Genomic DNA, 22,573 nt, shown 5'->3' with positions numbered 1-22,573 from the left:
GAGCAGTAGATGACTCGTTGGAGGAAGAGCAGTTACAGCGCTAGCCAGTCTGAGACGTGTGTTGAGTGCGCGCGTCTACCTCACGGGCGGGACGGTGTCGTGGGTGTTCGTGACTCGACCGATCCGGATGGGCCGCGTCTCGTTCTGAGCCAGGAGACATGGGACGCGCTACTCGTCCGTCTCAAGGATGGCGGGTCAGTACCGTGCTTCGCTGCCGTTGTCGCGCCAGACCCTGGCCTACGCCACCGGCGTCGTCCGGCGACGCCGTAAGAAGATCGGCAGCCAGGGCCGGGCGCTGCCGCCCGGCCCGCAGTGCGTCAGGTCGATGGGACTGTGCCAACTCTGCTGAGACCGGACAGCGGGAGGTCCGTCACTTGGGAGCGGGCCATTCCTCGGCCAGGAGCGCGTATGTGAGACCGTCGAGCCATCCCTTGGTGCGGTGGAGAGAGTCTCTCACCGTGTGCTGTTCGCGGCGCATCCCAACCCGCTCCATCAGCCGCCACGAAGGTTCGTTGTCGTAGAAACAGTCCGCGTGCAGACGGCGCAGGCCAAGACTCCCGAAGGAGATGTCGATGAGGGCGCGTACCGCTTCGGTGGCGTAGCCCTTGCCGCCGTACGAGGGATCCAACGTCCACCCGAGCTCTCCTTGGACGCCCTTCGCCTGGTCAGCGACCTCCTCCTGGGCCCAAGCGTCCTGGACCTGCAGCGTCAGATCGCCGATCACCCGGCCGTCCAGTTCGACGATGAGCAGGTCTGCGAGCAGACTCTCGCGGAGAAAACGCTTGCGGTAGTCGTCGTACGATGCCGGTGCGGCCAGGACCCATTCGTGAGTCTCCGGCAGTTGCCGGAAGGTCCAGGTCGCGTCCAGGTCGTCGGGGGTAGCACGGCGCAGCAGCAGTCGGTCGGTGGAAATCGGCCAGTCCAGCGTGTCAAGAGGGTGGCGCATGGGCTTCATGCTGACAGGGAGCCGTGCGCCACTCAAAACGGATTACTGCGGGCGACATCCCTCAACCAGCGTCATCACCTGGACCAGCACCCGCCCACCGAGCAACTTCGACGTACATGCCGAGACTGTCGACGGGCCGGCCGTCGACGTCCCTGCGGCGCCCGCCGGGCGGTACCTCAGTATCCGGCGTTCTGGGGGTGGCACGACAGCAGGAAGGCCAGCATTCGAGTCGCATCGCGTTCCAGATAGAAGTGGGCCATCTCCGAGTCGAATTCCTGCCGTCGCGCCACCGGAACGCTGATCCCATCGATTCCGTGCATCATCAGATGACCGTTCATCATCGCTCGCCCGGTCCGCTTGTTCCCATCGAAGTAGAACTGCTGAAGAGCAGCGAAGAGGAAATAGGCCAGGGCCTGTTCGGTCACATCTGTGATTTCTTCCGTAAGCCAGGCCACCCCCTCGGCGTGGAGTGCGCGCAAGCTGTCTCCACCAGGCTCGGTCTCCGGAGGCGGATACCGGCCGTGGCTGACGTCCGGATTCCGCGCGATCGTCTCCTCGCCTCGGAACTTGCCGGGCTCACGCCCCTCGTAGCGCCTGACGATCGCGTGCAGACGGTCTGAGGTCGCTTTGTTCAGGACGAAGTCGCCGGTGGTGACCAGGCCCAATAGTGCCCGGTAACAGCCCTATTACCGTACTGTTGCCTTTGGTTGTGGGCAGCGTTAGCGGGTGGGGCTTTGTTGGGCGTAGATGAGGGCGGGGGCGCTCTTGTAGTCGGTTTTGCGGAGGAAGTGGTGGCCGATGCGTTCGGCGACCGCTATGGAGCGGGTGTTTCCTGGGCGGATGACTGAGATGACCTCGTCGGCGTCCAGGGTGGTGAAGCAGTAGGTGATGGCGGCGCGGGCGGCTTCGGTGGCGTAGCCCTTGCCCCAGTGCGTGCGGGCCAGGCACCAGCCGACGCCGAGGCCGGGGAACCCGTGCGGCTGCCAGGGGCCCGCGCGTCCTACGAAGTGGCCCGTTGCCCGTTCGACCACGGCCCAATGGGAGTAGCCGCGGATTTCGTGGTGTCCTATGAACAACGCCAGGTTGCGCCAGGCGTCGGCCGGGGTGCGGCCGATCGGGTCTGCCAGGCCGTCCGCCACTTGCGGGTCGGCCATCATCGCCGCGTAGTCGTCGAAGTCGCCCCCCGTGAGGGGCCGCAGGGTCAGCCGTTCGGTTTCCAGTACCGCCACGATCACAGTGTGGCGGGTGCGGCCCCCACGAAAGGTTCGGTAAGGGCGGGCGACGTGACGTTAGTCGTTGGCGTGCAGGGCCTCCCGGGGGCGGGGTGGGGTTAGGGCGGCGGCAGTCAGGGCGGCGATGGTCGCGGTGATCGCGGCCAGGACGAAGCCGTTGGTGAAGCCGTCGAGGGTGTCGCCGGTCAGGCTCGCGGCGGCGACGCTGGAGATCACCGCTGCCCCGATGGACGCGCCGAACTCGTGGAACGTGCTCACGATGCCGGATGCGATGCCCGATTCGTGTGGTGCCACCTGGCCCAGCGCGGTCGCGGAGGCGACGACGAACATCGCGCCCGTTCCGGCGCCCGCGATCGATGTGCCGATCACGGCGGTCACCGGGTTCAGGACGAGGGCGGGCAGGGCCATGCCGACGGCGGCGGTGAGCAGGCCGGCGACGGCCGGCGGGCGCGCTCCGGCCTTGGCGAGCGTCCGGCCGGTGAGGTTGGCGCCGAACATCGTCGCGAGCGCGACCGGGAGGAAGAGCAGGCCGGTGCGCATGGCGCCGTAGTCCTCCCCGTGCTGGAAGTAGAACGTGCCCAGGAAGAACACCGCGATCATCAGGGCGGTCGCCATCAGGATCAGGAAGGTGCCCGTCGCCACCGGACGCCTGACCAGGAGCGAGACGTCCATCATGGGCGAGCGGGCGGTTCGCTGGCGGAACACGAACGCCACGTAGCCGATCGCGGCGAGCAGGATCAGCCAGCCGGTCGCGGACGTGAGCCAGCCGTCGTCCCCCGCGCGGATGAACGCGTAGATCAGGGCGCCGGACGAGGCCGTGACCAGCAGCGCGCCGAGGACGTCCAGCCTGGGGCGGGGCGCGGTGACGGTCTGGTGCGGCAGTATCCGAGCCAGGACGGCGACGATCACCAGGCCGATGGGGACGTTCACGTAGAACACCCACGGCCAGCCGGGCCCGGCGGTCAGCGCCCCTCCCACGAGGACGCCCAGCGCGGCGCCGCCCCCGCCCAGTGCCGACCAGACACCGAGCGCCTTGTTCCGCTCGTCGCCGTCGAAAAGGCTGACCACCAGGGACAGGGCGGACGGGGAGAGCAGTGCCGCGCCGAGGCCCTGCGCGACGCGGCCGCCGAGCAGGACGCCGGCGGAGTCGGCGAGCCCGGTCACCAGGGACGCCGCCGTGAAGACCAGCAGACCGGTGAGGACGACGCGTTTCGCGCCGACGAGGTCCGCGAGCCGGCCGCCGAGCAGCATCAGCCCGCCGAACGTGAGGGTGTAGGCGCTGATCGTCCAGGTCACGGCCTGGCGGCTCAGGTCCAGGTCGGTCTCGATGTGCGGCAGCGCGATGGCCACGACGGTGACGTCGAGGATCAGCATGAGCTGCGCCACGCCGAGGAAGCCCAGGATGCGCCACCGCAGCGGGTGCGCGGGCGACGGAGGGTGGGTCATACGATCATCTCCTTAACTCGTACTACGTCATACGAGTTCTTGGAGAGTAACACGTACATTCGTGTACGAGTTAGGATGCGGGCATGCCTCCTGCCAGCACCGGCCGGCGTCGGCGCGCGGACGCCGAGCGCAGCATCGCCCGCATCGTGTCCGCGGCCCGCGAATGCCTGAGCCGCGATCCGAACGCGAGCATCGACGACATCGCCAAGGCCGCCGGCGTGGGACGCATGACCCTCTACGGCCACTTCCACAACCGGAAGGAACTGGTCGACGCCGCCATGGCCGACGCCGTCCGCGCCGGTGAAGAGGTGCTGGCGGGCGTCGATCTCACCGGGCCCGCGCAAGAGGTGCTGACCCGGTTGCTCGAATCGAGCTGGTCGCTCGTGGCCGAGTCGACGGCGATCCTCGCGGCGGCCCAGGGAACCCTCTCTGCCGGACGCATCCGCGAACTCCACGCCGGACCCGCGCAACGCGTCGAGGAACTCATCCGCCGGGGCCAGGACGAAGGCGCCTTCCGCACCGACATGCCGATCGCGTGGCTGGTCAACGTCGTGCAGTACGTCCTGCACGGCGCCGCGGAGGAGAACCACGCCGACCGCCTCAAGCCGGAGGAAACGGCCCGGGTCGTGATCGCCACCGTCCAGTCGATCCTGGCCGCCTGACCCCGAGGACGGCGGCCAGGCGGTCCGGGTGTGACGCGTCAGCCGATGAACTGGTGGTCGGTGCGGATGCGGCCGTCGGCGTTCAGGGCGAGGACGTCCACGCCGCCGCCCACCGCCTCGCGCGTGCCGGTCGCCACCATCGACCAGCGGACGGCGACCACGTCCGGCAGCAGGACGGCCGGGTCGGCGGCGACCTCGAACACGTGCCCGCCCGCTGCGACGAACATCTCGTAGGCCCTGGCCACCCGGGCGGTCAAGGCGTCGTGGCCGCGAACCTCCAACGGCGGCGCGGGGATGGCGAGCGACGCGGCGGCGTCCCGGATCTCCTGCGGCGGGACGACGAGCACGTGCAGCGCGTCGGGCGCCCACAACTCGTCGATGAGCGCGCTCCGCGCCGCCGGGTCGGGCTCGTTCCACTGGGCGACGTATCGGTCGGTCAATCGCTTCAGATTCGTCATGCCGAGCAGTGTGCGGGCCCGCGGTGCGACGTTGCGATTCCCCGCAGGGAATCGTGCCGCCGTGCGGCGGCCGGATTGAATGGGACCATGACGGTGTCGGCAGAACCCGAGCAGTTCGCCCATGAGCTGCGGCGATGGCGGACGCGCCGTCGCTTCAGCCAGCTCGACCTGGCCATCCGGGCCGACACGACCCAGCGTCACCTGAGCTTCCTCGAACAGGGGCGCTCGCGCCCCGGACGCGCCATGGTGGTGCGGCTCGCCGAGTCCCTGGACCTGCCGTTGCGGGAGCGGAACGACCTGCTGCTCGCCGCCGGATACGCACCGGTCTACGCGGAGTCGAGCCTGGACGCCCCCGAACTCGGGCCGGTGCGCGAGGCGCTGGAACGCATCCTCGACGGACATATGCCGTATCCGGCCGTCGTTGTCCGGCCGTACGGGGAACTGGTCGCCGCCAACCCGGCGTTCGGTCTGCTCGCCGAGGGCGCCGCGCCCGCCCTGCTGGAACCGCCGGTGAACGTGCTGCGCCTCGCCCTGCACCCGGACGGGATGGCCCGCAGGGTCGGGAACCTGGCCGAATGGGGCCGCCACATCACCGGGAGCCTGCGCGACCAGGCCGTCCGCGCCCCCGGCCCCGGGCTGGCGGAATTCATCGAAGAGCTGGACGGCTACCTGCCTGCCCCCGAGTCGCCGGCCGGCCATCTCGGCTTCGCCGTCCCGCTCCGGCTGCGGGTGCCGGAGGGCGAACTGCGCCTCATCACCACGCTCACGTCGTTCGCGACCGCCGTCGACGTCACGCTCTCCGAGCTGCGCCTTGAGGCGTTCCTGCCCGCCGACGAAACGACCGCGGCCATTCTCAGGCGACGCGGCGACGGCCGCCGGGCGTCCTCGTCCGAGTGTCAGGGAACGACGCCGCCCGCTCCACCGGGCAGGATGGCGGGGTGAACGAACTCGAAGAAGACACCCGGCTCACCCTCGACTTCGACAAGCTCGCCGGCGTCGCGGCGACCGGCGCGCGGGTCGTCCCCGTCGTCCTGCAGGACGCCACCAGCGGCGACGTCCTGTTCATCGGCTACGCCAACGACCAGGCGCTCAAAGCCACGCTGGACGAGAAGATCGCCGTGCTGTGGTCGACGTCCCGCAACGAACTGTGGCGCAAGGGCGCGACGTCCGGGGACGTCCTGGCGTTGGTCGACGTCCGCGTCAACTGCGAGCAGAACTCCCTCCTCTATCTCGTCAATCGCACGACGGGCGGTGCCTGCCACACCAAGGACGCCTCCGGCGAGGCCCGCCCGACCTGCTACTACCGTTCGGTGACCAATGCGGACACGCTTCGCCACATCAATTAGCGGCGGGGAATTCGTCCGTCAGCCAGGTGGCCAGGGCCGTGCGGGCGGCGTTCAGTTGCGCTTCGGTGGGCGGAGTGCCGGTTGCGGTGTTCACTACCAAGGCGAAGTGGACGGCGTTGTCCTGAGCGGATATCCGCAGCTTATTGGCGGTCGAGGAGCCGGTCTCCGCTGCGGCGGCGATCGGGCCGGACGCTGGGATGCCGTTCAGTGCGGCCAGGTCGCTTACGACGGCAGTGCCGGACGGAGAGAAGGACTTCGGCAGGTGTAGCTCGGTCGGGGTGGCCGTGCCCGGCGAGCGCCAGACGAGGATGCCGTACTGGCGGTTCTGCAGGAGTGCGGCGACGTCCGGCATCGAGGACGGGACGGTCAGCCACGCCTGTTGCGTCCCGGCGCCGCCAAAGCCCGAGCGCGCGAGGTCTTCGAAGGCGAAGCCCAGAGTCTCGCCATTGACGGCGGACGGGTAGAGGCGGTCGAGGACGCGCTGGTCGAGGCGGAGAGTGACATTGCCCGCGTCGTCGGTGGCCGCGACGGAATGGTCCTCGTCGTTCCAGCCGTCACCGTCCGTCTGCACCTTGTCGGGGTTGCCGTTCATCAACTCGTGGTGGCGGCCGCTGTAGATGTCCCACTGCCATTGAAGGGACGACAGAACCGTGCCGCCGGACGCAGGGGAGTTCCACCAGTTCTTCCCCGGCACGCCGTAGTCCATGGCCTGATACATGGCGCGGATCATCCACGGCGTGCGGTTGTCCGACATCTTGTTGCCGAACTCGGACACGATTGGCGCGGTCCCCAGGTCGGCGGCGCGCTGGCGGATCTCGTTCATCGCCGAGTCGTAGGTTCCGTCGGACGCGGCGGACGGGTCCAGCGTCATCCGGGCGCCGTCGTAGTAGTGGGTGTTGAACACCATCCGGGTGCCGAGTTGCCCGACCGTCGTCATTCCGCCCTGCTCGAAGAAGCCGGTGTTCCAGAACACGAGCGGCTCGGCGAAGGCCGGTTTGGACGTCCAGCCGGCCTGGTCCATGGCGGTGCGAATGCGCTGGTAGAAGGGCATCAGGTAGGTCTTCTCCCAGTCCACGCCGCTCTTGCCGTCGAGACCGCCGTCGAACGGCTCGTTGAACGGGTCGAAGCCGACGATGTTCTGGAATGCCGGCTGCGGGAGTTTCTGCTTGAGGTACGTCATCGTCGCCTTGGCCTGCGTGAGGTAGGCGTCTTGGACGCCGACCTGACCGGCCGAAGTGGAGAGCACCCGGTTGCGCCAGAAGTCGTAGGCGGCCTTCCGCACGGCGGTGTTGGTCTGCATGTTCTGGCCCCACATGATGCAGATGCCGCATGACTCCTTCGGATAGCCGCCCGCGTCGATCACCCACTTGGGAGCGCCGTCCCCGGTGTACCAGCTGCCGGAGTTGAACAAATGCGACGAGTAAAGGTCCTGGTGGTAGTCCAGCAGGACGCGGAATCCGCGGTCGGTGAACGCCCTGATCTGCGCGATGGCCCGGTCGAGATAGGCGTAGTCGATCCGGTCGGGGGCCGGTTGGACGCCTTCCCAGCTGATGAGGAACCGGATCGCGTTGGCGCCGGTCAGGTCGCGCATCGCCTGCGCCGACTTGGCGGCGTCGGCGGTGCTGCGGAACGGCAGGAGGTCGTTCTCGTAGAGCTTCGTGCTTCCCGAGACGTTGAAGCCGCGCAGCGTGATCTGCCGGCCGGCGTCGTCCCGGAACACCCAGTCCTGCTGCTGGGGCGCGATCACTACGTCGGCGCGGGCGCGGGGCGCGAGGGCCGTCGCGCCTGCCGCGACCATCGACGCGGTCAGGACGATGCTGAGGGAACGGGCGGACGAAGCGCGCATCACTGCCATGGCGGGGGCCTTTCCGAGGGCTCTTGCCCAGCAGTCTGCAAGAACCTTCTTGCATCTGCAAGAACTATCTTGCGTCCGTGCCATCCACCACGCGCGAGCGCATTCTCGACGCCGCCCTGGAGCTGATCCAGCAGCAGGGATTCGGCGGCACGACCGTCACCGACATCGAGGAACTGGCCGGGCTCTCCCCCGGCAGCGGCAGCTTCTACCGGCATTTCCGCTCGAAGGAGGAGGTCTTCCGGGAGGTCTTCGAGCGCGAACTGGCGCGGGCGCAGCGGCGCCGCGAGGAGTTCGAGCGCGGCCCGGTCGCCGATCCCCGGGAGGCGCTGACGCGCCGCCTCGTCCAGCAGCTGGAGTACCTCACGCAGGTCAGGCCGCTGATGAACCTGCTGGCCCGGGAGCACGGCCGGTTCCCCGACCTGACGCGCCGGATCCGCAGCGTCCTCGTCGACCAGGGCATCGCGGAGGAGGCCGCGCACCTGGCCCGCGACCTTCCGGCGGGTTCGGAGCACGATGACCCGCATGCCCTGCTCGCGGTCGTGGTGTCCGCCCTGACCGGATACGAACTGTCCCGCGGCTTCTTCGGCCGCCCCCCGGCGGACGTCGCCCCCGACCGCTTCGCCGCGGCCCTCGCCGCCCTCATCACCGGCCGCCTCGACCGCGACTGACTGCCCGGCCGGATGCGGTCAAGAGCTGGAGAGCTTGATCGTCCGCTGCGACGTTTGTGCCGAGTGCCACCCTGCTCGCTGGGCCTCAAGGGACGCAGGCGCACATGGTTCGGCACGTCCGGCCTCGACCTGTCGGACCTGGAGGTCCCCCAGTTCGAAGGCTGCCTCTGACCGGGCGGTCAGCCGGTGCCGATGACCTTCTCCAGGCCCCGGCCCGAGTTGTCGCCCGCAGGGGAGCCGTTGTTCGTCCCCGCGCCCTTGCCCTTGCCGGGGTTCGTGGTCGGCGGAACGCCGTTGCTGTCGCCGGGGCTGCGCGGTGGCGTGCTGGTGCTGTGCGGGTTCGGGCTGTTCCTCTGCCGGCCCGGTGCGGTCGTCTTGCCGTGCGGCTGCTCCTTCGCCGTCGCCGATGAGGACGGCGGAGCGGACGGAGAGGAGTGCGGAGTGGGAACCGGCGACGGCGAGTACCGCGTGGCCGGGGTGCTGTCGTGGCCGTCGCCGCCGTGCTCGGAGTGCGACGGGGACGGGGCGGGCGCCGGTTCCTGCCCGGGGAAGTGCCCGGTCGCGTAGGCGACGCCCCCGGTCAGCAGGATCGTGCCGCCGATCAGCGCGATGACCTTGGCGGTCAGGAACCGGCGCAGGACGGCCCGCCGGGACGCGCGCGCCGGGGCGGGGGCCGCCCGGAACGCGGCGGCCGCGGCGTCCTCACCCGCGAGTTCCGCGGGGCGGCCGGGCGCGGCGGCGGCCGAGAGCAGCGCGTGCAGGGGGGCATGCCCGCCCGCGCCGTCGAGCAGCCGCTCTGCGGCGTGCTGGTCGAGCCGTCCGGCCTCGGTGTGGTCGCTCATGACACCCCCTCAGCGCCGGTACTGCCGCTTTTGTCACCCTGGACGAGCGGCCGGGCGGCCTCGGTGTCCGCCAGCCGGTCGGCGAGTCGGCGCAGGCCGCGGTAGGCGGCGGTGCGGACGGCGCCCGCCCGTTTGCCGAGGACCTTGCCGGCCGACTTGGCGTCCAGGCCCACGACGACGCGCAGCAGCACCGCCTCGGCCTGGTCGCGGGGGAGATCGGAGATCAGGCGCAGGGCGCCCTCGGTGGCGATGCCGTCCAGGGCGTCCAGCTCGGTGTCGCCGTCGCCGGCCATCGTGAGGAGTTCCTCGGCGGGCAGGTCGGCGCTGGGGCGGCGGGACTTGCGGCGCAGATGGTCCAGGGCGCGGTGCCGGGTGATCGTCGCGGTCCAGCCGCGGAAGCCGTCCATGTCGCCGCGGAAGGTGCGCAGGTCGCGGGCGATCTGCAGCCACGCCTCCGACGTCACGTCCTCGGCGTCCGGGCCGACGAGCGCGCCCGCGAACCGGACCAGGCGGGGCTGGACGTCGCGGTAGAGCATGCGGAAGGACTCCTCGTCGCCGTCCTGCGCCGCCCGTAGCGCACGACCGAGTTCGTCCTCGTCCACCGCGCCATTGTGCAGAAAATCTTGCCGCGGTGTGACATGTACGCGTGGGTTCGCGCTGAACGGTTGACGCCCGCCCCGCCTGGACGTCACTTTCCCGCACGAATACTGGACGAACATGATCGGCAACTCCCCGTATGACCGGGACGAACTTCTCGTCACCGGCATCTCACCGGTCGCGGAGCCGTTGACCGAACCCGCGACGGTGCCGTCCACCGATACGAGACCGCTGACCGAGCCGGTCCCCGTGTTCGTCGACGCGTCCGGCTCGCGGGCGCGGCTCGGACGGCGGCTGGGCCTGCTCGCCGGCGCGCTCCTGCTCGTCTTCCTGGGCGCGCTGGGCCTCGGCATGACGACGGGGACCAACGTGCCGCTGACGCCGTGGAGCGAACCGTCCGCTCATCCGCGTGTGAAGGTGAGCCATCCCCAGGTGAAGCCGACGAGAACGCCGGAACCGCCCGTCGCCGCTAGGCCGAACCCCACCCAGCGGGTTGTGGCCCCTGCTCCCTCAACGGCACCCCAGTCGTCGTCCTCCGCTGCGCAGCCCACGCCGACGGCCGTCCCGTCCACGAGCCGTCCGGGCAACTCCCAGGTGAGTCCGCCCGCCTGGGGACGCAAGAAGAAGACCCGCTGACCGTGCGACGCAGTGAGCCGCGGGGCCATTGGGTTCTGCTCATGCTCGGTGGCCTGGCGCTCACCGTGCTCCTTCTGCTGGACGGCTTCGCGCACGGCGCCGTCGGTGAGGCCCCTAGGGACGTCCCCAAGCGTCCTGTACCGGCTCCATCTCAGGTCCTCTCCGGCGGGCCCGTGCTCAACCTCGCGGACGGCACGCCGCGCAGCCGCCGCATGCCGCCGAAGACGATCGCGCTGACGTTCGACGACGGCCCCGACCCCGAGTGGACGCCGCGGATCCTGGACGTCCTGCGCCGCCACAACGCCCGCGCCACGTTCTTCGCCGTCGGCGCGCACGTGGCCGAGAACCCCTCGCTGACCCGGCGCATGCTCCGCGAGGGCCACGAGATCGGCTCGCACACGTACACGCACGTCGACCTCGCCACCGCGCCCGCCTGGCGGGGACGCCTGGAGATGGACCTCACGCAGCGGGCGCTGGCGGGCGCCGCCGGCGTCCACACCCGGCTGATGCGGATGCCGTACTCGTCCCGTCCGGACGGCATGACCGCGCCGGAGTGGCGGGCGGCCGAGCGGGCGGGCGCGGACGGGTACCTCGTCGTCCTCACCGACCGCGACACCGAGGACTGGGCGCGGCCCGGCACCGCGAAGATCGTCCAGGCGGCGCTGGCGGCGGAGCGGCGCGGCGAGGGCGCGGTCGTGATGCTGCACGACTCGGGCGGCGACAGGGCCGAGACCGTCGCGGCCGTCGAGCAGATCATCGAACGGCTGCAGCCGCGCGGGTACCGGTTCACCACGCTCACGCAGGCGCTCGGCCTGCCTTCGGCGGAGGTCCCGGTGCAAGCGCCGGAGCGGGCCGTCGGCTGGACGCTGGTCGCCGCGCAGCGCGCCGCGTCGGCGCTCACCGGGACGATGGGCGCCCTATTCGCCGCCGCCGGGATCCTGTACGTGCTGAGGCTGCTGTTGCTGCTGATGTTCGCGCACGTCCACATGCGCCGCGTCCGCCGCCCGAGCCCGCCCGTCATGCCGGAGATGAGGCAGGTCGGGGAACTGCCGCCCGACCCGTTCCCGCCCGTCTCGGTGATCGTCCCCGCGTACAACGAGGAGGCGGGCATCGCGGCGACGATCGCGTCGCTCCTCGACACCGACTATCCGGGCACCGTCGAAGTGATCGTGGTGGACGACGGCTCCGCCGACAGCACCGCCGCGATCGTCGAGTCCATCCGGCTGCCCGGCGTCCACCTGATCCGCAAGCCGAACGGCGGCAAGCCGAGCGCGCTCAACGCCGGCATGTTCGTGGCCCGGTCCGAGATCCTCGTGCTGGTGGACGGCGACACCGTCTTCCAGCGCGACACCATCCGGCACCTCGTCGCACCGTTCGCGGACCCGTCGGTGGATGCGGTCAGCGGCAACACCAAGGTCGCCAACCGGGGCGGCATCCTCGGACGCTGGCAGCACATCGAGTACGTCATCGGATTCAACCTCGACCGGCGGATGTTCGACATCCTGCAGTGCATGCCGACCGTGCCGGGCGCGATCGGTGCCTTCCGGAGGTCGGTGCTGGCCGAGGTGGGGGGCGTGCCAGGCGACACCCTGGCCGAGGACACCGACCTCACCATGGCCATCTGCCGTACCGGGGCGCGCGTCGTCTACGAGGAGAAGGCCCTCGCCTGGACGGAGACACCGTCGTCCCTGCGCCAACTCTGGAGGCAGCGCTACCGCTGGTGCTACGGGACGATGCAGGCGATGTGGAAGCACCGCCGTTCCGTCATCGAGACCGGTGGCTCAGGCCGCTTCGGACGCCGCTGCCTGCCCTACCTGACGGTGTTCCAGGTGCTCCTTCCACTGTTCGCACCCGCCGTTGACCTGTTCGCCCTCTTCGGACTGCTCTTCCTGGACCCGGCCGTGCCCGTCCTCACCTGGATGGCCTTCGTCGCCGCACAGGCCGCCGCCGGCGCCTACGCCCTGTGGCTGGACGGCGAACCCCTCCGTCCGCTGTGGGTACTGCCGCTCCAGCAGTTCGTCTACCGGCAGCTCATGTACCTGGTAGTCGTCCAGTCCGTGGTCACGGCGCTGCTCGGGTCGCGCTTGGGGTGGCACACCATCCGGCGTACCGGGACCTTCGCGGAGGGCCGGGAACAATCCCGGGGGCCCGTCGGTTACACATGACGGTCGGTGTGCCTGGTGTCCCCGGGCCTCACCTTTTGCCTTCACGGAATACCGTCCGGCTGGAGCCGTGTTGTGCCTTTCGCCGAGAGGCGACCCACACACCGGCCGCAAGACCAGGACCCCGCCGGGCCACCCGGCGGGGTCTGGTCGTGTCTAGGGCAAACTGGCCGCCATGAGCCTCGCCGCGCACCTGGAAGACCTCGGCCGCCCCTTGATCGATGAACAACTCGCGCACCCCACGGTGGCGGGCATCGCCCAAGGGAACCTGGACGAGGCGGTGTTCCGCTCCTGGCTCGAGCAGGACTACCTCTACCTGCACGACTACGTCCGCGTGTTCTCCCGCCTCGCATGGCAGGCCCCCAACGCCCACGTGGGCGACCTCGTCGACCTGGCCTACTCCACCTTCCACGACGAACTCGACCTGCACCGCTCCCTCTCCGCCGAGTTCGGCGCGGACCTGGAGGGCGCCGAGAAGGGTCCCGCCTGCGCCGCCTACACGTCCTTCCTCCTGGACGCGGCCGCCGACTACGCCGAAGGTCTCGCCGCCCTCTACCCCTGCATGTGGGGCTACTCCACGCTCGGACAGCGCCTCGCCGAGCACCCGCCGTCCGACCCGCGCTACCGCCGCTGGGTCGACACCTACGCCGACCCGGGCTTCGCCACCCTGACCCGCCGCATAGCCCAGATGATCGACGAGTCCGCCGCCGACAAGGACACCGCCGCACGCTTCTTCCTGGAAGGCATGCGCCACGAACTGGCCTTCTGGGACGTCCCCCGCTGATCCCGCCCGGGGCTCACGTCGCGGGTTGGGGGACACGGGCCGTGAGGTAGCTGGTGTAGCCCTCGGCGTGGCCGCCGTAGATGAGGTTCTCGTCGGGGGTGGCCAAGGGGGCGCCCGTGGCGAAGCGGTGGGGAAGGTCCGGGTTGGCGATGAAGTAGCGGCCGAAGGAGAAGGCGTCCGCCAAGCCCGCCGCCACCACGACCTCGCCGGCCTTCTGGGTTGTGGGCTCGGGTCCGTTGAAGTTCCCGATCAGGGTTCCCGACCAGCGCGGACGCAGGTCGGCCAGCGCTCCGTAGGCGCCGCGTTCGATGACGTGGAGGTAGGCGAGGCCGAGCGGATCGATGGCGTCGACGAGCGTCCGGTAGGTGCCCTGCGGGTCCTCCTCGGCGATCTCGTTCTCCGGGTTGTGCGGGGAGATGCGCAGCCCGACGCGTCCGGGGCCGACTTCGGCGGCGACGGCGTCCACCACGTCCAGCGCGAAGCGCAGCCGCCCGGCGCGGGAACCGCCGAACCGGTCGGTGCGCCGGTTGGTGTTCTCGGCGAGGAACTGCTGGATGAGATAGCCGTTCGCGCCGTGCACCTCCACGCCGTCGAACCCGGCGCGGATCGCGTTGCGGGCCGCGGCGGCGAAGCCGGCGATGGCCGCCTCCGCCTCGGCGGTGGTCATGGCGCGCGGCGTGACGTGCTCGACGTCGCCCTCGCGGGTGTAGATGGGCTCGCCCTCGATCCGGACGGCGGAGGGGGCGAGGGGCGTCGCCCGGCCGGGCAGGGTGAGCGGGTGCGTCATCCGTCCCACGTGCCAGAGCTGGGCGAAGATCGTCCCGCCGGCGGCGTGGACGGCTTCGGTGACCTCGCGCCATCCGGCGACCTGCGCGTCCGTGACCAGGCCCGGGACGCCGGGGCCGCCCTTGCCGAGGACGTGCGGCCACAGCCCCTCGGTGACGATCAGCCCGGCCGACGCGCGCTGCGCGTAGTAGGTCCCGGTCAGCGGGTGCGGGACGCCGGTCGCGTCGTCGGCGCGCCCGCGCGTCATCGGCGCCATCACGATCCGGTTGGACAGCGTCAGGTGGCGGCCTTCGTAGGGGGTCAGCAGCGGGCTGGTCATCGGCTCGGCCTTTCGATCGCGGTGGCTTCGACTTCGATACGCCAGTCGGGTTGAGCGAGGGAGGACACCTCCAGGAGCGTGTCGGCCGGGTAGGGCTCGCTGAGGAACTCCGCGCGGAGCCGGATGACGTCGTCGAGGTCGGCCGCCATGTCCCGGACGAAGATGCCGATCTTCACGACGTCGGCCAGGTCGGCGCCCGCCGCCGCCAGCACGCGCTGGACGTTCCGGAACGCCTGGCGCCCCTGGTCGAGGAAGCCGCCGGGCACCGTCCTCCCCTGCTCGTCGATGCCGGCCTGCCCCGACACGTGGATGAACCCGCCGGCCCGGACGGCCTGGGAGATCCGGTACGGCTCGTACCAGTCGGGGGTCGTGGCGATGCGTTCGATCATGCTCTGCTCCAAGTGCATGTACATGCATGAGTTGTATGTACATGCAGATATTGGCATTGCATGTAAGCTGGTGTCAATCAGGAAGCGGGTGCGGGATGAGCGTGGACGAGAAGGCGGCCGCCACGGCGGACGATCTGATCTGGGACGGCGTCGTGACCCTCCACGGGCGCGTCGAGCACCGGCTCGCCAAGGCGCTCCAGGGCCGCCACGGCATCGGCCTCTCGGAGTACCGGGCGCTGTGCCGGCTGTCCCGCGCCGACGACGGCGAACTGCGGATGCAGGAGCTGGCCGACCTCATCGGCCTCAACCAGAGCTCCGTGAGCCGCCTCGTCGCCCGGCTGGAGTCCGCCGGGCTCACCCGCCGCGACATGTGCCCCAAGGACCGCCGCGGCGTCTACACCGTCATCACGGACGAGGGCCGCACCGTCCAGCGGAACGCGGCCCCCACCTACGCCGAGACCCTCACCGAGACCCTCGACGACGCCGCGAAGGACCCCGCGCTCGCCCCGCTCGTGGCCACCCTCCGCCTTTGAGCCGCCCGCATGCGTGAGCGCGCGGTCCCGGGTGGGGCCGCGCGCTCGTGGGCTGAATCAGTTGGATGCCGGGATCTCCCGGCGGGCCACCGGCTCGGCGGTCGCCGGGGCGGGGGCGTCCGCGGCGGTCGTCAGGGCCTTGAACCGGCGCAGGCGGAGGCTGTTGCTGACCACGAAGACCGACGAGAACGCCATCGCGCCGCCGGCGATCATCGGGGTGAGCAGGCCGGTCGCCGCGAGCGGCAGCGCCGCCACGTTGTAGGCGAACGCCCAGAACAGGTTGCCCTTGATGGTGCCGAGCGTGCGGCGCGACAGGCGGATCGCGTCGGCCGCGGCCCGCAGGTCGCCCCGGACGAGGGTCAGGTCGGACGCCTCGATCGCCACGTCCGTCCCCGTGCCCATCGCGAGGCCCAGGTCGGCCTGGGCGAGCGCGGCGGCGTCATTGACCCCGTCGCCCACCATCGCCACGGTCCGTCCCTCGGACTGGAGGCGCTTGACGACATCCACCTTGTCCTGGGGCAGGACTTCGGCGATGACCTCGTCGATCCCGACCGTGTCCGCGACCGTCCGGGCCACGGTCTCGTTGTCCCCGGTCAGGAGGACGGGGCGCAGGCCGAGGGCCTTCAGCTGGGTGATCGCCTCGCGGGAGGTCGGCTTGACCTGGTCCGCGACGGTGATCACCGCGCGGGCAGCGCCGTCCCAGCCGACCGCGACGGCGGTGCGGCCGAGCGACTGCGCCTCCGCCATGGCGCGCTCCAGGCCGGGGGTCAGCTGCTGCGACCACTCGGCCAGGAGCTGCGGACGTCCCGCCAGGACGCCGTGACCGTCCACGACTCCCTGGACGCCGAGGCCCTCGACGTTCGCGAAGTCCTCGACCGTGCCCAGATCGCCGGCCCTTTCCAGGGCGCCCTTGGCGATCGCCTGGGCGATCGGGTGCTCGGACGCGTTCTCCAGCGCCCCGGCCAGGCGCAGGACGTCGGCTTCGGCCACGCCGTCGGCCGTGATGACGTCGACCAGGGCCATCTTCCCGGTGGTGACGGTGCCGGTCTTGTCCAGGACGACGGTGTCGATCGCGCGGGTCGACTCCAGCACCTCGGGGCCCTTGATCAGGATGCCGAGCTGCGCGCCGCGCCCCGTCCCGACCATGAGGGCGGTCGGGGTGGCGAGGCCGAGCGCGCACGGGCAGGCGATGATCAGCACGGCGACGGCGGCGGTGAACGCGCCGGCGAGGGGTTCGCCGGTGCCGATCCAGAACCCGAGCGTGCCGATCGCGAGCGCGATCACGATCGGGACGAAGATCCCGGAGATCCGGTCGGCGAGCCGCTGCACCTGCGCCTTGCCGGTCTGCGCCTCCTCCACCAGCCGCGCCATCTGGGCGAGCTGGGTGTCGGAGCCGACGCGGGTCGCGCGCACCAGGAGGCGGCCGCCCGCGTTCACGGTCGCGCCGGCCACGGTGTCACCCGGCCCGACCTCGACCGGGACGGACTCGCCCGTCAGCATGGAAGCGTCCACGGCGGACGAGCCCTCCTCGACCGTCCCGTCCGTGGCGATCTTCTCGCCGGGCCGGACGACGAACACGTCCCCCGCGGAGAGGCCGTCGACCGGGATGCGCTCCTCGCGTCCGTCCCGGATGACCGTGACGTCCTTGGCGCCCAGCTCCAGCAGGGCGCGCAGGGCCGAGCCTGCGCGGCGCTTGGACCGCGTCTCGAAGTAGCGTCCGGCCAGGATGAACATGGTCACCCCGGCGGCGGCCTCAAGGTAGATGTTCATCGACCCGTCCGAGCGGGTCATCGAGAACTCGAAGCCGTGCTTGATGCCGAGCTCGCCGGCGGTGCCGAAGAACAGCGCCCACAGCGACCAGCCGAACGCGGCGAGCGTGCCGAGCGAGATCAGCGTGTCCATGGTCGCCGCGCCGTGCCGCAGGTTGATCGCCGCGGCGCGGTGGAACGGCCAGCCCGCGTACACGACGACCGGCGCGGCGAGCGTCAGCGACAGCCACTGCCACCCCTCGAACTGGATCGCCGGGATCATCGCCATCGCGATGACCGGCACCGACAGGACGACCGACGTGATCAGCCGCTGGCGCAGCGGGCGCAGGCCGTCGTCCGGCTCCGGTTCCCCGCCGGACGCGGGGGCGGCCGGCAGGGCGGCGCTGTAGCCGGCCTGCTCGACCGTGGTGATCAGCTCGTCCGGGGACACTCCCGGGGCGAACTCGACGCTGGCCTTCTCGGTGGCGTAGTTGACCGTCGCGGTCACGCCGTCCATCTTGTTGAGCTTCCGCTCGATGCGGTTGGCGCACGACGCGCACGTCATCCCGCCGATCGCCAGCTCGATACGCCCGGACTCGATATCCGTGCTCATCGCTCCTCCTCTGCCTTGATCGTGCGGGACGTTCAGTGCGTGTGCGGCTGGTCGTCGTGCCCCGGCTCCTCCGCCGGTACCCCGGCATCGCCGGCGTGCACGGTGAACTCGGCCGTGCGGACCTTGCCGCCGTGCTTGAAGTCCAGGTACAGACGGTATGCGCCGGCGCTGGGCGCCTCGGCGAAGAACGTGATGCCGGGGCCCGGCTTCGTCTCGCCGTCGCCCGGTTCCCCGTCCGGGTGGACGTGGAGGTAGGCGAGGTCGCCCTGCCGCAGCGCGACCAGGTGCCCGTAGGCCTCCAGGTACGGCTGCAGGTCGGTGACAGGCTTACCGTCCTTGCTGACCGTGAGGGTGAGTTCGGTGGACTTGCCGGGAGTGAGACCGCCGGTGAGCCTGACCTCGTACCCGTCCACCTTCGCGACCTGCTCGGGCTTCGGCAGCGGCGTGCGCCGCAGATCGCCCGGGGCGAAGATGTCGGTGCCGAGGGTGAGCTGCCGTGTCGCGCCGTCCGGCTGGATGTCGGTGAAGAACCGGTACACGCCGGGCTCCGGCAGTTCGATCGGGACGGTCCAGACGCCGCTCCCGACCTCGGTCGGGTGCAGGTGCTGGAAGCCGGACAGGTCGCGCTGCGCGACGATCAGGTGCAGGCGCTTGCCGTGCAGCGGCTTGAACCCGGTGACGGGCTTGCCGTCCGGCCCGTTGATGGTGAACCGGAAGTCGGTCTTCTCCCCGGGGGTCAGGGTCGTCCTGCGCGGGGTCAGCGTGTAGCCGTCCTCGGAAACCTGGAGGCCGCCGGGCGCGTGCGGCGCGGCTTCGCCGCCGTGGCCGCCGCCGTGCCCGCCGCCGGTGTCGCCCTCATGGGACGCCATCTCCGCCGTGCCGCCGACGGGGCCGACCGCCTTGCCGATCCCGGCGGTGCCGCCGAAGACGACGGCGAGGCCCAGGGCGTAAGCGCCCACCTTCGTCGCGCTGTTCATGCCGATCCACTCCGCTCGGTTGCTCACCGTGCGCACCCCGCCCGGAGGCAGGGCGCCCGCCGGTCATGACTTCAGTACGTATCCGGCCTCTTCGACGGCGTCCTTGACCTGGGCGGTGTCGAGAGGGGCCTCGCTGGTGACGGTGACGCTGCCGGTCGCGAGGTCGACGTCGACGGCGGTCACGCCGGCGATCTGCTCGACCTCTTCGGTGACCGAGCTCACGCAGTGGCCGCAGGTCATCCCGGTGACGGTGTAGGTGGCGGTGCTCATGCGCATCTCCTTCTCATTTACCCCGAGGGGGTATCTTGACGCCCTCATGCTGTCATAACCGGACGCCTATGCCAACCCCTAGGGGGTATGTGTCTATTTCGAGATCCGGGTCACAGCGGTCCGCGGAGTTATCCACAGGGTTGTGGACGACGTTCCGGCGGCGCGGCCCGTCGCGGATACTGAAGCCATGCCTGAGCTACCTGAGGTGGAGGCGCTGGCGGGGTTCCTGCGGGAGCGCGTGGTCGGCCACGTCGTCGCCCGCGTCGATGTTCTCGCCATCTCCGCGCTGAAGACGTACGACCCGCCGGTGACCGCGCTTGGCGGGCTGACCGTCACCGGCGCGTCCCGGCACGGCAAGTTCCTCGACCTGGACGTCGACGGGCTGCACCTCGTGATCCACCTGGCCCGCGCCGGCTGGCTGCGCTGGCGGGACGAGATCCCGGCCAAGCCCGTCCGGCCCGGCGGCAAGAACCCGCTCGCGCTGCGCGTCCACCTGGACGACGGCGCCGGCTTCGACCTCACCGAGGCCGGGACGAAGAAGGGCCTCGCGGTCTACGTCGTCCGCGACCCGGCGGACGTGCCGGGCGTCGCGTCCCTCGGCCCCGACCCGCTGGCCGACGCGTTCACGGCCGCGGCGCTCGCCGCGATCGTCAACGGGAAGCGCACCCAGATCAAGGGCCTGCTGCGTGACCAGAAGGTGATCGCGGGCATCGGGAACGCCTACTCCGACGAGGTCCTGCACGTGGCGAAGATGTCCCCCTTCAAGATCGCCGCGACGCTGACCGAGGAGGACGTCGCCGTCCTGCACCAGGCGATCGTCACCACGCTGCGGGACGCGGTGGAGCGCTCGCGCGGCCTCGAGGCCCAGGACCTCAAGGGCGAGAAGAAGACCGGCCTGCGGGTGCACGGGAAAGCCGGCCAGAAATGCCCCGTGTGCGGCGACACGGTCCGGGAGGTGTCGTTCGCCGATTCGGCGCTGCAGTACTGCCCCACTTGCCAGACCGGCGGCAAGCCGCTCGCCGACCGCCGCATGTCGCGCCTGCTCAAGTAGCCTGCTCGGCTGAATCCGGCCGCCGGGCCCTGACACCGGGCAGGGGCGGCGTATCGTGTCGCGAGTCAACCGCGGTGATCACCTTGCTCAGGAGCCACCATGGGATACCCCCCGCCCCCACCCCCCGGGCCTGGTGGCCCTGGTTACGGACCACCGCACCCGGGCTACGCCCCGCCGCCCGGCCGCGCGCCCGCCCAGCCCGGCTACGGCTATCCGCCGCAACAGGGACATCCCATCCCGCAGCAACTGGGCTACCCGCCGCCCCAGCAGGCCGGGTATCCGCCGCAGCAGGCCGGCTACCCGCCCGCTCAGCAGGGCGGTTACCCGCCGCAGCAGCCGCAGGTGCCTCCGCAGGGCGCCCCGGACCTCTACGGCTCGCCGATCCTCGTCTACGACCAGCCGGCGCAGTTCTTCTCGACCGAGGCCAACTACACGGTGTGGAGCCCGCAGGGACAGCCCGCCGCCTACGTCCGGGAAGAGGGCGTGAGCGGTGCGAAGAAGGCGTTCCGGGTCATCAACCAGGCGAGCCAGACCAAGGCCGAGCGCAAGCTGACGATCTACCGCCCCGACGGGATGCCGTACTTCCTCTTCTACAAGCCGTACGGGTTCATGGGCACGCCCCAGATGCAGGTGCTCACCCCGCAGGGCGGCCTCATCGGGTACCTGCGCAAGCGGGCGCTGCGCGGCTGGGAGATCCTGACCGCGCAGGAGCAGCAGATCGGCTACTACGAGCTGCTGAGCGGCCGGGTCACCGACTGGCAGCAGCAGGAACTCGCCCGCATCCAGCGCGGCTTCGACGGCTACGGGGAGTTCCTGTCGCAGATGTTCACCGGCGCCGACCGCTACGTCCTGCAGATGCACGTCCAGCCACCGGAACCGATGCGCACCCTCATCCTGGCCTGCCCCTTGGCCTTCGACACGGCCGTCTCCCAGAACCGCAGCATCGGCGGCTGGATCTAGCCGACCCGGCCGAGGCCGCCCTGGTATGGTGCCGCCGACCGAGTCATCCAGCCGTCCGCACGAGTATGCGGAGCCTCGAGAGCACCCGCCGCCGCGCCGGACGAACACGACCGGTCGCCGCTGACGACGTCCCCGACCGGGCCTCGATCTCGTCGCCACGATCGAGTGTGAGGGTGGACGGCGCCACGGCGGTGTTGATCGCTGCTCTCCGTGAGAAGTCCCGCGAACACGAAGCGTGAATTGTCTTGCACCAGTAGCCGCCGCAGGTGAGGAGCATGGACCGCTGGTGCAATGAGTCAAGGCCCAGGGCGGAAGCCGGTAGCCCGATCCTGATGTTCAGAGGTGGGACAACTCAGTTGCCACGCGGTTGATGTAGGCGGGCGCGGCGAGGCGGATCGTCTCTTCGGAGACGTCACCGGTGTGCGCTTCGACGGCCAGGTTGACGCCAGGTGTTCCGGGGCCGCCGAAGAGCTGGCGGAGAAGATCGAGTCCTTCTGATGCGATGGCCCCCACGCGAGGGTCCCGGACGAGCACGATGAAGGCCGCCGTGACTTCCCGGATGGGAACGGTGGCCATGATCCGGTAGACATCGCCTGCATCCTTGTTGGTGAGGCGGTCTGGGTGGGTGTGGACCTTGGCGTGACGTTCGGCGATCTTGTAAGCCTTGGCGATCAGGAGGGCCGCAGGGCAGGCAACGTTGGCGGTCACGCAGCGCTCATCGGCCGGATCGAGACTTTGGATGACCATAGGGGAGCGGTTGACGGCGCAGACCTCCAGGCCGGTGACCCACCGTGCGGTCATTTTCCCGTGCGGAGGGATCTTGGCACTCCTGCTTCCGGTCTTGTTTGCGAGTTCCTTGCCAACAAGGATGTCCAGTTCGATCGGGACGTCCTTGCCGTCCACCTGTTCGGTGCGCGCCCACAGGCCCGGCTGGTTGTCTTGCATCAGGGTGAATCCTGCAGTCCGCAGTGCTTCGTCGACAAGCGGTTGATCACCCAGCACGTCAGGGTCAAGGCTTAGATCGGCATCGGAGGTGAAGGGCGCATTCCGCATAGAGGCGCCGGGCGTACGCAAGTAGACGGCTTGGGCCCCGACGACGGTGAGTGCTGCCAGGTGTGGGCGGAGGGCCGTGAGGCCATCGAGTAGAACTCGCCGTGAGGCGATGACCAACTGATTCCGGTCGAGGCCCTCAGGGACCTTGGCCATGTCGGACTCCTCCGCTTTCTCTGAACCGGCCATATTCCTGCTGTGGCTAGCCGATGCTGTCGGCATTCGAGGCTAGACCCAGAGAGC

General features: G+C 70.3%; 26 protein-coding genes. 12 read left to right on the top strand and 14 right to left on the bottom strand.

Annotation, left to right across the window (positions count from 1 at the left end):
- Nucleotides 1–9: 9 nt before the first annotated feature.
- Together AL2_RS35885 and AL2_RS39680 are read left to right on the top strand one after the other, a co-directional pair.
- The gene (locus AL2_RS35885; protein ID WP_083945801.1) at nt 10–270 is read left to right on the top strand and encodes a DUF397 domain-containing protein; all 261 of its coding nucleotides are present in this window, start codon (nt 10–12) and stop codon (nt 268–270) included.
- Nucleotides 218–349: a hypothetical protein gene (locus AL2_RS39680; protein ID WP_281181554.1), complete on the top strand. Its 132-nt coding sequence runs from the start codon at nt 218–220 to the stop codon at nt 347–349. Before AL2_RS35885 ends, AL2_RS39680 begins: the two co-directional genes overlap by 53 nt.
- A 21-nt stretch (nt 350–370) precedes the next feature.
- Here the strand turns inward: AL2_RS39680 and AL2_RS00530 are convergent, their stop codons facing one another.
- The 4 genes from AL2_RS00530 to AL2_RS00515 form a co-directional block, all read right to left on the bottom strand.
- Entirely contained in the window at nt 371–946 is a 576-nt protein-coding gene (locus tag AL2_RS00530; RefSeq protein WP_067627890.1) for a GNAT family N-acetyltransferase, read from the bottom strand.
- Between the two features lie 176 nt (nt 947–1,122).
- Nucleotides 1,123–1,611, bottom strand: a complete 489-nt coding sequence (locus AL2_RS00525) for a Fic family protein (RefSeq protein ID WP_067627887.1) — start codon at nt 1,609–1,611, stop codon at nt 1,123–1,125.
- Nucleotides 1,612–1,665: 54 nt separating this feature from the next.
- Nucleotides 1,666–2,175: a GNAT family N-acetyltransferase gene (locus tag AL2_RS00520; RefSeq protein ID WP_168444621.1), complete on the bottom strand. Its 510-nt coding sequence runs from the start codon at nt 2,173–2,175 to the stop codon at nt 1,666–1,668.
- Between the two features lie 60 nt (nt 2,176–2,235).
- Entirely contained in the window at nt 2,236–3,624 is a 1,389-nt protein-coding gene (locus tag AL2_RS00515; protein ID WP_067627881.1) for an MFS transporter, read from the bottom strand.
- 83 nt (nt 3,625–3,707) lie between these two features.
- Here AL2_RS00515 and AL2_RS00510 point away from each other — a divergent pair, with 83 nt between their 5' ends.
- Nucleotides 3,708–4,286 carry a TetR/AcrR family transcriptional regulator gene (locus AL2_RS00510; protein ID WP_067627880.1) on the top strand — a complete coding sequence of 193 codons (579 nt, stop codon included), beginning with the start codon at nt 3,708–3,710 and terminating at the stop codon, nt 4,284–4,286.
- Between the two features lie 38 nt (nt 4,287–4,324).
- Here AL2_RS00510 and AL2_RS00505 read toward each other — a convergent pair whose 3' ends face one another.
- Nucleotides 4,325–4,744 (bottom strand): nuclear transport factor 2 family protein, encoded by a 420-nt coding sequence (locus tag AL2_RS00505; RefSeq protein WP_067627877.1) that lies wholly within the window; start codon nt 4,742–4,744, stop codon nt 4,325–4,327.
- Between the two features lie 87 nt (nt 4,745–4,831).
- Between AL2_RS00505 and AL2_RS00500 the strand changes: the two genes are divergently transcribed.
- Together AL2_RS00500 and AL2_RS00495 are read left to right on the top strand one after the other, a co-directional pair.
- Nucleotides 4,832–5,686, top strand: coding sequence for a helix-turn-helix domain-containing protein (locus tag AL2_RS00500; protein WP_067627874.1), 855 nt, complete (start codon nt 4,832–4,834; stop codon nt 5,684–5,686).
- Nucleotides 5,683–6,090: a phosphoribosyl-AMP cyclohydrolase gene (locus AL2_RS00495; protein WP_067627871.1), complete on the top strand. Its 408-nt coding sequence runs from the start codon at nt 5,683–5,685 to the stop codon at nt 6,088–6,090. The genes AL2_RS00500 and AL2_RS00495 overlap by 4 nt, the downstream gene beginning before the upstream one ends.
- On the opposite strand, the gene AL2_RS00490 is transcribed toward AL2_RS00495, so the two are convergent.
- Nucleotides 6,083–7,945, bottom strand: a complete 1,863-nt coding sequence (locus AL2_RS00490; RefSeq protein ID WP_067627868.1) for a cellulase family glycosylhydrolase — start codon at nt 7,943–7,945, stop codon at nt 6,083–6,085. The genes AL2_RS00495 and AL2_RS00490 overlap by 8 nt on opposite strands.
- A 77-nt stretch (nt 7,946–8,022) precedes the next feature.
- Between AL2_RS00490 and AL2_RS00485 the strand changes: the two genes are divergently transcribed.
- The gene (locus tag AL2_RS00485; RefSeq protein WP_067627865.1) at nt 8,023–8,613 is read left to right on the top strand and encodes a TetR/AcrR family transcriptional regulator; all 591 of its coding nucleotides are present in this window, start codon (nt 8,023–8,025) and stop codon (nt 8,611–8,613) included.
- Nucleotides 8,614–8,792: 179 nt separating this feature from the next.
- On the opposite strand, the gene AL2_RS00480 is transcribed toward AL2_RS00485, so the two are convergent.
- Nucleotides 8,793–9,455, bottom strand: coding sequence for a hypothetical protein (locus tag AL2_RS00480; RefSeq protein WP_067627862.1), 663 nt, complete (start codon nt 9,453–9,455; stop codon nt 8,793–8,795).
- Nucleotides 9,452–10,057: an RNA polymerase sigma factor gene (locus tag AL2_RS00475; RefSeq protein WP_245666228.1), complete on the bottom strand. Its 606-nt coding sequence runs from the start codon at nt 10,055–10,057 to the stop codon at nt 9,452–9,454. The genes AL2_RS00480 and AL2_RS00475 overlap by 4 nt, the downstream gene beginning before the upstream one ends.
- A 115-nt stretch (nt 10,058–10,172) precedes the next feature.
- Here AL2_RS00475 and AL2_RS00470 point away from each other — a divergent pair, with 115 nt between their 5' ends.
- The 3 genes from AL2_RS00470 to AL2_RS00460 all read left to right on the top strand — a co-directional run bounded on the left by AL2_RS00470 (nt 10,173) and on the right by AL2_RS00460 (nt 13,634).
- Nucleotides 10,173–10,688 (top strand): hypothetical protein, encoded by a 516-nt coding sequence (locus AL2_RS00470; protein WP_067627851.1) that lies wholly within the window; start codon nt 10,173–10,175, stop codon nt 10,686–10,688.
- 41 nt (nt 10,689–10,729) lie between these two features.
- A complete protein-coding gene (locus tag AL2_RS00465; protein ID WP_067627848.1) occupies nt 10,730–12,853 on the top strand; it encodes a bifunctional polysaccharide deacetylase/glycosyltransferase family 2 protein in 2,124 nt (707 codons plus the stop codon).
- A 172-nt stretch (nt 12,854–13,025) separates the two neighbouring features.
- Nucleotides 13,026–13,634 (top strand): TenA family protein, encoded by a 609-nt coding sequence (locus tag AL2_RS00460; protein ID WP_067627845.1) that lies wholly within the window; start codon nt 13,026–13,028, stop codon nt 13,632–13,634.
- Nucleotides 13,635–13,647: 13 nt separating this feature from the next.
- Here AL2_RS00460 and AL2_RS00455 read toward each other — a convergent pair whose 3' ends face one another.
- Nucleotides 13,648–14,739, bottom strand: coding sequence for an alkene reductase (locus tag AL2_RS00455; protein ID WP_067627842.1), 1,092 nt, complete (start codon nt 14,737–14,739; stop codon nt 13,648–13,650).
- Nucleotides 14,736–15,152, bottom strand: a complete 417-nt coding sequence (locus AL2_RS00450; RefSeq protein ID WP_083945797.1) for a RidA family protein — start codon at nt 15,150–15,152, stop codon at nt 14,736–14,738. The genes AL2_RS00455 and AL2_RS00450 overlap by 4 nt, the downstream gene beginning before the upstream one ends.
- 71 nt (nt 15,153–15,223) lie before the next feature.
- Here AL2_RS00450 and AL2_RS00445 point away from each other — a divergent pair, with 71 nt between their 5' ends.
- Nucleotides 15,224–15,661 (top strand): MarR family winged helix-turn-helix transcriptional regulator, encoded by a 438-nt coding sequence (locus tag AL2_RS00445; protein ID WP_067627839.1) that lies wholly within the window; start codon nt 15,224–15,226, stop codon nt 15,659–15,661.
- A 57-nt stretch (nt 15,662–15,718) separates the two neighbouring features.
- Here AL2_RS00445 and AL2_RS00440 read toward each other — a convergent pair whose 3' ends face one another.
- From AL2_RS00440 to AL2_RS00430, 3 genes are read right to left on the bottom strand one after another with little or no spacing between them, the layout of a single operon-like run.
- A complete protein-coding gene (locus AL2_RS00440; protein WP_067627836.1) occupies nt 15,719–18,022 on the bottom strand; it encodes a heavy metal translocating P-type ATPase in 2,304 nt (767 codons plus the stop codon).
- Nucleotides 18,023–18,054: 32 nt separating this feature from the next.
- Entirely contained in the window at nt 18,055–19,026 is a 972-nt protein-coding gene (locus tag AL2_RS00435; protein ID WP_157437934.1) for a DUF8832 domain-containing protein, read from the bottom strand.
- 36 nt (nt 19,027–19,062) lie between these two features.
- Nucleotides 19,063–19,269 carry a heavy-metal-associated domain-containing protein gene (locus AL2_RS00430; RefSeq protein WP_067627830.1) on the bottom strand — a complete coding sequence of 69 codons (207 nt, stop codon included), beginning with the start codon at nt 19,267–19,269 and terminating at the stop codon, nt 19,063–19,065.
- A gap of 187 nt (nt 19,270–19,456) precedes the next feature.
- Here AL2_RS00430 and AL2_RS00425 point away from each other — a divergent pair, with 187 nt between their 5' ends.
- Complete coding sequence (locus AL2_RS00425) at nt 19,457–20,320, top strand: Fpg/Nei family DNA glycosylase (protein WP_067627827.1); 864 nt, start codon at nt 19,457–19,459, stop codon at nt 20,318–20,320.
- A gap of 99 nt (nt 20,321–20,419) precedes the next feature.
- Nucleotides 20,420–21,280, top strand: a complete 861-nt coding sequence (locus AL2_RS00420; protein ID WP_157437933.1) for an LURP-one-related/scramblase family protein — start codon at nt 20,420–20,422, stop codon at nt 21,278–21,280.
- A 336-nt stretch (nt 21,281–21,616) separates the two neighbouring features.
- Here the strand turns inward: AL2_RS00420 and AL2_RS00415 are convergent, their stop codons facing one another.
- Nucleotides 21,617–22,486 carry a hypothetical protein gene (locus AL2_RS00415; RefSeq protein ID WP_067627822.1) on the bottom strand — a complete coding sequence of 290 codons (870 nt, stop codon included), beginning with the start codon at nt 22,484–22,486 and terminating at the stop codon, nt 21,617–21,619.
- Nucleotides 22,487–22,573 lie beyond the last annotated feature (87 nt).

The sequence above is a fragment of the Actinomadura latina NBRC 106108 genome (genome assembly GCF_001552195.1).
In the GTDB taxonomy this organism is placed as follows: domain Bacteria; phylum Actinomycetota; class Actinomycetes; order Streptosporangiales; family Streptosporangiaceae; genus Spirillospora; species Spirillospora latina.
The sequence above is the reverse complement of the archived record's forward strand: the minus strand, read 5'-3'. Positions and strand labels throughout refer to the sequence as shown.